Source organism: Achromobacter sp. (assembly GCF_036567245.1).
Lineage (GTDB): Bacteria > Pseudomonadota > Gammaproteobacteria > Burkholderiales > Burkholderiaceae_B > Achromobacter.
In genome coordinates this window covers 1-7,471 of the sequence record NZ_DATCUY010000636.1, presented here as the reverse complement: position 1 = coordinate 7,471, position 7,471 = coordinate 1, and the positions used below count along the sequence as shown (strand labels likewise).

The 7,471-nt window shown below is 67.3% G+C and carries 8 protein-coding genes; 4 read left to right on the top strand and 4 right to left on the bottom strand.

Annotated elements, in window-relative coordinates; genetic code table 11:
* Positions 1-163: 163 nt before the first annotated feature.
* The 3 genes from VIR09_RS27000 (at position 164) to VIR09_RS26990 (ending at position 2,769) form a co-directional block, all read left to right on the top strand.
* On the top strand, positions 164-1,021 hold the full coding sequence (locus tag VIR09_RS27000) for a proline/glycine betaine ABC transporter permease (RefSeq protein ID WP_332015659.1): 858 nt from the start codon (positions 164-166) through the stop codon (positions 1,019-1,021).
* On the top strand, positions 1,018-2,274 hold the full coding sequence (locus tag VIR09_RS26995; protein ID WP_332015658.1) for a glycine betaine/L-proline ABC transporter ATP-binding protein: 1,257 nt from the start codon (positions 1,018-1,020) through the stop codon (positions 2,272-2,274). Before VIR09_RS27000 ends, VIR09_RS26995 begins: the two co-directional genes overlap by 4 nt.
* Before the next feature lie 120 nt (positions 2,275-2,394).
* Entirely contained in the window at positions 2,395-2,769 is a 375-nt protein-coding gene (locus VIR09_RS26990; RefSeq protein WP_332015657.1) for a tautomerase family protein, read from the top strand.
* A gap of 75 nt (positions 2,770-2,844) precedes the next feature.
* Here VIR09_RS26990 and VIR09_RS26985 read toward each other — a convergent pair whose 3' ends face one another.
* From VIR09_RS26985 to VIR09_RS26975, 3 genes are all read right to left on the bottom strand, one after another.
* The gene (locus tag VIR09_RS26985; RefSeq protein WP_332015656.1) at positions 2,845-3,810 is read right to left on the bottom strand and encodes a tripartite tricarboxylate transporter substrate binding protein; all 966 of its coding nucleotides are present in this window, start codon (positions 3,808-3,810) and stop codon (positions 2,845-2,847) included.
* 88 nt (positions 3,811-3,898) lie between these two features.
* The gene (locus tag VIR09_RS26980; RefSeq protein WP_332015655.1) at positions 3,899-4,375 is read right to left on the bottom strand and encodes a MaoC family dehydratase; all 477 of its coding nucleotides are present in this window, start codon (positions 4,373-4,375) and stop codon (positions 3,899-3,901) included.
* Entirely contained in the window at positions 4,372-5,619 is a 1,248-nt protein-coding gene (locus tag VIR09_RS26975; protein WP_332015654.1) for a CoA transferase, read from the bottom strand. The genes VIR09_RS26980 and VIR09_RS26975 overlap by 4 nt, the downstream gene beginning before the upstream one ends.
* A 71-nt stretch (positions 5,620-5,690) precedes the next feature.
* Between VIR09_RS26975 and VIR09_RS26970 the strand changes: the two genes are divergently transcribed.
* Positions 5,691-6,587 carry a LysR family transcriptional regulator gene (locus VIR09_RS26970; protein WP_332015653.1) on the top strand — a complete coding sequence of 299 codons (897 nt, stop codon included), beginning with the start codon at positions 5,691-5,693 and terminating at the stop codon, positions 6,585-6,587.
* A 30-nt stretch (positions 6,588-6,617) separates the two neighbouring features.
* Here the strand turns inward: VIR09_RS26970 and VIR09_RS26965 are convergent.
* Positions 6,618-7,471: tripartite tricarboxylate transporter substrate binding protein (locus VIR09_RS26965; protein WP_332015652.1), on the bottom strand; the 854-nt coding region annotated here is incomplete at its 5' end.

The window sequence follows — 7,471 nt, the reverse complement described above, 5'->3', positions numbered from 1 at the left end:
GACGGCCGCCGGCCGGGCGTTCGCGCCCGGACCGAGATGCGCTGGCGCTGCCGGGATGGCCGGCCGTTTTCTAGCTGGAAGCCGCAAGCTTGCGCCGCATTCCCGATCCCGGGCCAGGCGCGGGCGGTCCGCGCGGTGAGTGCGCCAGAATGGAGTAGAACGAATGTTTCCTGAAATTATTCCCGCCCGGCAGGTCCGGGGGGCGATCGACGGCTTTGTCGATCACCTGGTCACCAACTATGCCGACACGCTGGAGACCCTGTCCCAGCCCGTGCTGCATGCCCTGGTGTGGCTGGAGCAGCTGCTGCGCAATTCGCCCTGGTGGGCGGTGGTCGCGGTCACGATCGCGATCGCCTGGGGCGTCAGCCGCCGCATCGGCCTGAGCCTGGCGATGGGCGCGCTGCTGTGCGTGATCGGCGTGCTGGGCCTGTGGGACGCCGGCATGCAGACGCTGGCGCTGATGATCATGGCGGCCGGTCTGTCGGTGATTATCGGCATCCCGCTGGGCGTGCTGATGGCGCGGATCAACTGGCTGCGTTCCATCATGCTGCCGGTGCTGGACGTGATGCAGACCATGCCCAGCTTCGTGTACCTGATCCCCGTGGTCATGCTGTTCGGCCTGGGCAAGATCCCCGCCATCATCGCCACCGTGATCTACGCCGTGCCGCCGCTGATCCGCCTGACCGACCTGGGCATCCGCCTGGTCGACCGCGAAGTGCTGGAAGCCTCGCGCGCCTTCGGCGCCAATCCGCGCCAGCAGCTTTTCGGCGTGCAGCTGCCGCTGGCCTTGCCCAACATCATGGCCGGCATCAACCAGACCACGATGATGGCGCTGTCGATGGTGGTGATCGCCTCGATGATCGGCGCGCGCGGCCTGGGCTATGAAGTGCTGCTGGGCATCAACCGCCTGGAAGTGGGCCGCGGCCTGCTGGCGGGCTTGGGTATCGTGGTACTGGCCGTGCTGTTCGACCGGATCACGCAATCGTATGGACAGCGCATGCGCATGGGAGGCCAGCGATGAGCAAGATCGAGGTCAAGAACATCTACAAGGTCTTCGGGCCGCATCCGAAGAAATGGCTGGAAGCCGCCCAGGGCGGCATGAGCAAGGAACAACTGCTGGCCGAGAGCGGCCACACGCTGGGCCTGCGCGACATCAGCCTGTCGATCGAAGAAGGCAGCATCTACGTCATCATGGGCCTGTCGGGTTCCGGCAAGTCCACCCTGATCCGCCACTTCAACCGCCTGATCGAACCCAGCGCCGGCCACATCCTGGTCGACGGCGTGGATGTGGTCAGCCTGAACAAGCGCGACCTGGAAATCTTCCGCCAAAAGAAGATGAGCATGGTGTTCCAGCGTTTCGGCTTGTTCCCGCATCGCACCGTGCTGGACAACGCCGCCTACGGCCTGACCGTGCAGGGCGTGGGCCGCGCCGAACGCGAAAAGCGCGCCCGCGAATGGCTGGACCAGGTGGGCCTGTCGGGCTTTGAAAACCAGTATCCCCATCAGTTGTCGGGCGGCATGCAGCAGCGCGTCGGCCTGGCCCGGGCGCTGGCCACCGATGCCGAAATCCTGCTGATGGACGAAGCCTTCTCGGCGCTGGATCCGCTGATCCGCCGCGAGATGCAGGACCAGCTGCTGCAATTGCAGGCCAAGCTCAACAAGACCATCGTCTTCATCACCCATGACCTGGACGAAGCGCTGCGCCTGGGCAACCGCATCGCCATCCTCAAGGACGGCGAACTGGTGCAGGAAGGCACGCCGGAAGACATCCTGCTGAATCCGGCCAACGACTACGTGCAGTCCTTCCTGCAGGACGTGAACCGCACCAAGGTCCTCAACGCCACGCACGCCGTGAACCCGGCGCGCCTGACGCTGACCATGCGTTCGCGTCCCGCCCACGCCATGGATCGCATGCGCGCCCTGAACTACGAGTACGCACCGGTGCTGGACGGCAAGCGGCTGGCCGGCGTGTTGACCGCCGAGGCCGCCACGCGCGCCATCGAGGAAGGCGCGCGCGACATCTCCCGCTATGTCGAGGACCTGGCTTCGGTGCCGGCCACGGCAGGTTTGGGCGAGGTGCTGGCGCAACTGGTGCACAGCGACCAGCCAGTCGCGGTGACCGGCGAGGACGACGAGTTCATCGGCATGCTGTCACGCAAGAAGGTCGTGGAACTGGTGACGCCGGCCCTGGCGGAAACCGCGCCGGCGGAAGCTGCCGCGGCGACTGAAGCGCAAGAGCAGCCCGAGCCCGAGCACCGCGATCAAGCGGCCTGACAGGGACAAACCCTAATCCGGATCGGGGCTGTGCGGCCGTTTGCACGGCCCCGATCCGGATATGATGGTTTGCCGGCCGCCTGGGCCGGTTTCTCCTTTTTCGGAACATCGGAATCCGTCATGCCTATTTTGAATGTCCAGATCATGGCAGGCCACACGGCCGCCCAGAAGGCTGCTCTATTGCAGGCCGCGTCCAACGCCGTCGTCGAAAGCATCGCGGCGCCGCTGCCCAGCGTGCGCATCGTGCTGCAGGAAGTGGCGGCGGAGCACGTGATCGTGGGCGGTGAAATCGGCAAGTCCATGGCGCGCGTCGACGTGGCGCTGATCTCCGGCCGCGACGAGGCCAAGAAGGCCGCGCTGATCGCGGCGCTGAACCAGGCGGTGTGCGCCAGCATCGGCATCTCGGGCCAGGACGTGCGCGTGCTGCTGCGCGACGTGCCCAATACCGACATGGGCGCGGCCAACGGCATCACGGCCAAGGCCAACGGCCGCTGAGTTTTCCAGCCGGTTCCGCAGTCTCAGCAAAACGCCTGCGGCTTGCGGGCGTTTTGCATCCACCTCCGGCGGCCTTCAGTCCAGCTTCACGTTGGCCTCCTTCACCACTACTCCCCAACGCGCGATTTCGCTCTTGATGTAGGCCGCGTACTCCTGCGGCGTGGAGCCCAGCGCCTGTGCGCCCTGCGCCTTCAGCTGTTTGGTCATTTCGGGCGATTGCAGCGCGCGGCGGATCTCCGCATTCAGCTTGTCTATGACCGGCGCCGGCGTGCCTGCCGGCACCACCACGCCTTGCCAGGCGCCCATCTCGAATCCGGGCACCACCGTTTCCGCCACCGTCGGCACGTCGGGCAACTGCTCGCTGCGCTTGCCGCTGGTCACGGCCAGCGCGCGCAGCTTGCCTTCGCGGATGAAGCCCAGCGAATCGTTCAGCGTATTGGTCATGAGCTGAACCTGCCCGCCGACCAGGTCCGTCATGGCCGGCGCGCTGCCGCGATACGGCACATGCACCGCGTCGATCTCAAGCGAACGCAAGAGCAAAAGGGCGCCCAGGTGCGTGACGTTGCCGGCGCCGGCCGAACCATACGACAGCTTGCCGGGATGCGCGCGCGCGTACTGGACGAACGCGCGGGTGTCTTGCGCCGGCACGGACGGATGCACCAGCAGCACCAGCGGAATCACCGCCGTGGATGACACCGGCGCGAAGTCCTTGACCGGGTCGAAGGCTAGCGACCGGTACAGATTGGGACTGAGCGCGATGGAGGACGTGTTGTACAGCACGGTATAGCCATCGGGCTTGGCGGCGGCCGCGTACTGCATGCCGATGTTGCCGTTGGCGCCGCCCTTGTTTTCGACCAGGACGGTCTGGCCCAGCTGGTCCGTCAGCTGCTTGGCCAGCACCCGCGCGACCAGGTCGGTCGGCCCGCCGGGCGGGAAGGGCACCACCATGGTGATGGGGCGCTCGGGCCAGGCGGCCTGGGCGCTCGCGGCGCCTGCCAACGCCAGGAAGGCGAGGCCGCCCGCCAGCAGTGCTTTCTTCATTGTTTGTCTCCTTGTGCTGTTTTAGTGACGCGAACTGCGTCCAGACGCCGGCTTCCTCTGCGGGGAGGCTAGGCGGTCCGATGAAAGTTCAGGGCCTGCCGGCCAGCATGCGCGTGGCCGTGTAGGCCATTACCGGCTTGCCGTGCTGGTTGCGTACTTCGATGACGGACGCGACCACCGCCCTGTTGTGCTGTGAGGTGGGACGTATGCTCGTGACTTCGATCTCTGCCCAGATGGTGTCGCCCGCGACCACCGGCGCCAGCATTTTCTTGTGGACTTCCAGCAGCGCCAGCCCGGTGCCTTGCACCATGCCCTGCATGATCAAACCCTCGATCAGGCCATAGGTCAGCGCGCCGGGGGCGGGGCGTCCCTGGATGGCGCCATGCGCATAGGTGGCGTCGATGAAGATCGTCTCCAGCATGCCGGTCACGCTGATGAAATTCACGATGTCGGTTTCGGTAACCGTGCGGCGGAACGTGTGGAAGCGCTGGCCCACGGCCAGGTCCTGCCAGTAATAGCCCTGGCCGAGCTGCTTGGCGTCGGCGGCGTTGCGGTCTGTGGTCATGCGGGGTCCTTGCGGTGGGTCTGGGTTGAGGAAAGCGTGTCGCGGGCGGCGCCCGTTTCCAGGAGCGCGGAGATCAGGGCGTCGTCCAGGCCGGCCTGGCGCAGCACGTCCAGCGTGTGCTCGCCCAGGCGCGGCGGCATCGCAGCCGGCACATGGGAATGCTGCAGGCGCACGGGGTTGCGGGGAAAGCGGTAGCGGCTGCCCGAGGCGCTTTCCAGCGGCGCAAAGAAGTCCACGCTTTGCAGGTGCGGGTCGGCCTCCAGGTCCTGCAGGCGGTTGATGCGCGCGGCGGGGATTTCCAACCGTTCGCATAGCGCCAGCCAGTAGGCGGTGGCGCGCCCGGCCACGATGCCGGCCTGCAGTTCGTATAGCGTTTCGATATGCCGCGTGCGCGACGCGATGTCGGCAAAGCGCGCGTCTTCCGCCAGATCGTGGCGATCCGCCGCAATGAAGAAGTCGCGCCAATGGGCGTCGGTGTAGGGCATCAGGCAGACATGGCCGTCGGCCGTCTGGCACGGCCTGCGCCAGGGCGTGAGCACGCGCGGATAGCCCGCCTCGCCGGGCTGGTCGGCCAGATGCCTGCCGTAGTAATGCTCGACCAGCGCGTAGGACGCCATGCTCTCGAACATGGGGACCTCCAGCTGTTGTCCCGTGCCGGTGCGCTCGCGCTGGAACAGGGCGGCCAGGATGGCGTGCGCCGCGATCAGGCCGCAAGTCTTGTCGGCGGCCACGGTAGGCAGGTAACGCGGCGCGCCGGTCTGGCGGTCGACCAGGTCGGCCAGGCCCGACAGGCCCTGGATGATGTCGTCATACGCAGGCCGGCCGTCATAGGCGCCGCCCGCGCCGAAACCGTACAAGCCGGCATAGACCAAGCGGGGATTGCGCGCGCATAGCGTGTCCGGGTCCAGTCCCAGCGCCGCCATCTTGGCTGGACGCATGCTGTGCATCAGCACGTCGGCCTGGTCCGCCATCGTCAAGAGCGCCTGCCGCGCCGCGGCCTGCTTCAGGTCCAGGACGATGCTGCGCTTGTTGCGGTTCAGGCCCAGGAAGATGGCGGCCAGTCCGGGTTCCTGGGCGGGCCCGGTATGCCGCGTGGAATCTCCCGCGGGCGATTCCACCTTGATCACGTCGGCGCCGTAGTCGGCCAGTATCTGCGATGCGTAGGGGCCGAACACCACCGACGTCAGGTCCAGGATGCGTACGCCGCCCAGCGCGCTGGTTCGGGAGAGGGGAGAGGCTGTCATGGCGGGAATCCTATCGGCCAGCGGCATACACGTCTAATATGGCGTAGGTATTGGGCGATATGGAATTCGTTATGGCTATCGATTTGCGGCAGCTCCGGCAGTTCGTCACCATTGCGGAGTTGGGCAGCTACCGGCGGGCCGCCGACACGCTGCATATTGCGCAACCGGCGCTGTCGGTCTCGATCCAGAAACTGGAACATGCGGTGGGCGTGCCGCTGCTGGTGCGCGGCGCCAAGGGCGTGACGCCGACGCCTGCGGGACAGGCGCTGATGGCGGATGCCCGCCGCGCGCTGTTCCACGCCGACCAGGCGCGCCAGGCCGCCCGCCGCGTGGCGCTGGGCGAATGGGGCACGCTGCGGCTGGGTTTCGTCGGCTCGGCCACGTACATGCTGCTGCCGCGCTATTTGCCGGCCTTCCGCGCGCAGTATCCGGACGTGCAGCTGGACTTGCGCGAGGACAGCACGGTCGGCCTGGTGGCGATGCTGCGCGCCAACGATATCGACGCCGGCCTGGTGCGTGGCCCTCTGGCGGAAGACGCGGCGCTGGATTCCTGGGTGGTGGAGCGCGACGACCTCATCCTGGCCGTGCCGGCGGGTCATCCGCTGGCCGCGGGCGGGCCGGTCGGCCTGCAGCGGGCCCGCGCCGAGAACTTCGTGTTGTACTCGCCCCTGAAGGTGCCGGGCCTGCATGGCGTGGCGCAGGCGCTATGCCTCAAGGCGGGCTTCTCGCCACGCATCAGCCAGGAGGCGATACAGGTGCAGACGCTGATCAGCCTGGTGGCCAGCGGCTTGGGATTGGCGCTGGTGCCCGGCGTGACGCGGGCGTACTCCACCCCGCACGTGGCATTCGTGCCGCTGACCGACGCCGATGCGCACGACGCGCTGTCCTTGTCGCTGGTGACGCATCGGGATACTTCCTGTGCTTCGGTGCTGCGCTTGCGCGACTGCATGCTGCACCCCGCCGCCTGAAGACGCTGGCGGGGCGCGCGCTTCCAGCCGTCACTGCATCTTCAGGCCCAGCTCGGCCACGAACTTCTTCTCTTCCGCCACCTGCCGGATCGCGAAGTCGGTGTAGGCGGCGCTGTCCATCAGCATGTGGGGCTGGTCGGCGGTTTCCAGCGCGCGGTTGTACTCCGGGTCGCTGGATGCGCGATGAAAGGCCTGCTGCAAGACGCGCGTCACCTCGGGATCCATGCCCTTCGGGCCGGCAATGCCGACCGGGTTGGCCGTGACGATGGGGTAGCCCAGTTCCGTCAGCGTGGGTACGTCGGGCACGCGCTTGGCGCGGGCCTCGCCCAGCACCGCCAGCAGGCGGGCCTTGCCGGTATCTATCATCGGTCCCCAGCCCGCGTCGGACACCATCTGGATGTGGCCGCCCAGCAGCGCGGTGGTTTCCTCGGCAGCGCCCTTGTACGGGATGAAGTTGAACCGCGTGTTCGTCAGGCGCGACAGGCGCTCGATCGCGATGCGCCCCGATCCACCCGTGCCGGTGCCGCCGTAGCTGATCTTGTCGGGATGGGCGCGCGCGTCGGCGATCAATTCGTCCAGCGTGCGCCAGGGCGCATCCTCGCGCACCACGATGGCATAGGAGTAGGCCGTCATGCAGGCGACGTAGGTGAAGTCCTTGAGCGGGTCGTAGTTGACCTGCTGCAGAAAGGGATAGCGGAACAGCGTGCCCACCACCACAGACACCGTGTAGCCGTCCGGCGCGGCGGTATGCGCCATGGCCGCCGGACCCAGCGTGCCGCCAGCGCCCGGCCGGTTGGCGATCACGACCGTCTGACCCAGCTCGCGCGAGGCAGCGACTGCCAGCGCGCGCATCTGGGTGTCCGTCGCGCCGCCTGCCGGAAACG

What these genes read in the sequence shown, in the direction of transcription:
- VIR09_RS27000 (WP_332015659.1), top strand. Translation starts at nt 164, where the DNA reads ATGTTTCCTGAAATTATTCCCGCCCGGCAGGTCCGGGGGGCGATCGAC.
- VIR09_RS26995 (WP_332015658.1), top strand. Translation starts at nt 1,018, where the DNA reads ATGAGCAAGATCGAGGTCAAGAACATCTACAAGGTCTTCGGGCCGCAT.
- VIR09_RS26990 (WP_332015657.1), top strand. Translation starts at nt 2,395, where the DNA reads ATGCCTATTTTGAATGTCCAGATCATGGCAGGCCACACGGCCGCCCAG.
- VIR09_RS26985 (WP_332015656.1), bottom strand. Translation starts at nt 3,810, where the DNA reads ATGAAGAAAGCACTGCTGGCGGGCGGCCTCGCCTTCCTGGCGTTGGCA.
- VIR09_RS26980 (WP_332015655.1), bottom strand. Translation starts at nt 4,375, where the DNA reads ATGACCACAGACCGCAACGCCGCCGACGCCAAGCAGCTCGGCCAGGGC.
- VIR09_RS26975 (WP_332015654.1), bottom strand. Translation starts at nt 5,619, where the DNA reads ATGACAGCCTCTCCCCTCTCCCGAACCAGCGCGCTGGGCGGCGTACGC.
- VIR09_RS26970 (WP_332015653.1), top strand. Translation starts at nt 5,691, where the DNA reads ATGGCTATCGATTTGCGGCAGCTCCGGCAGTTCGTCACCATTGCGGAG.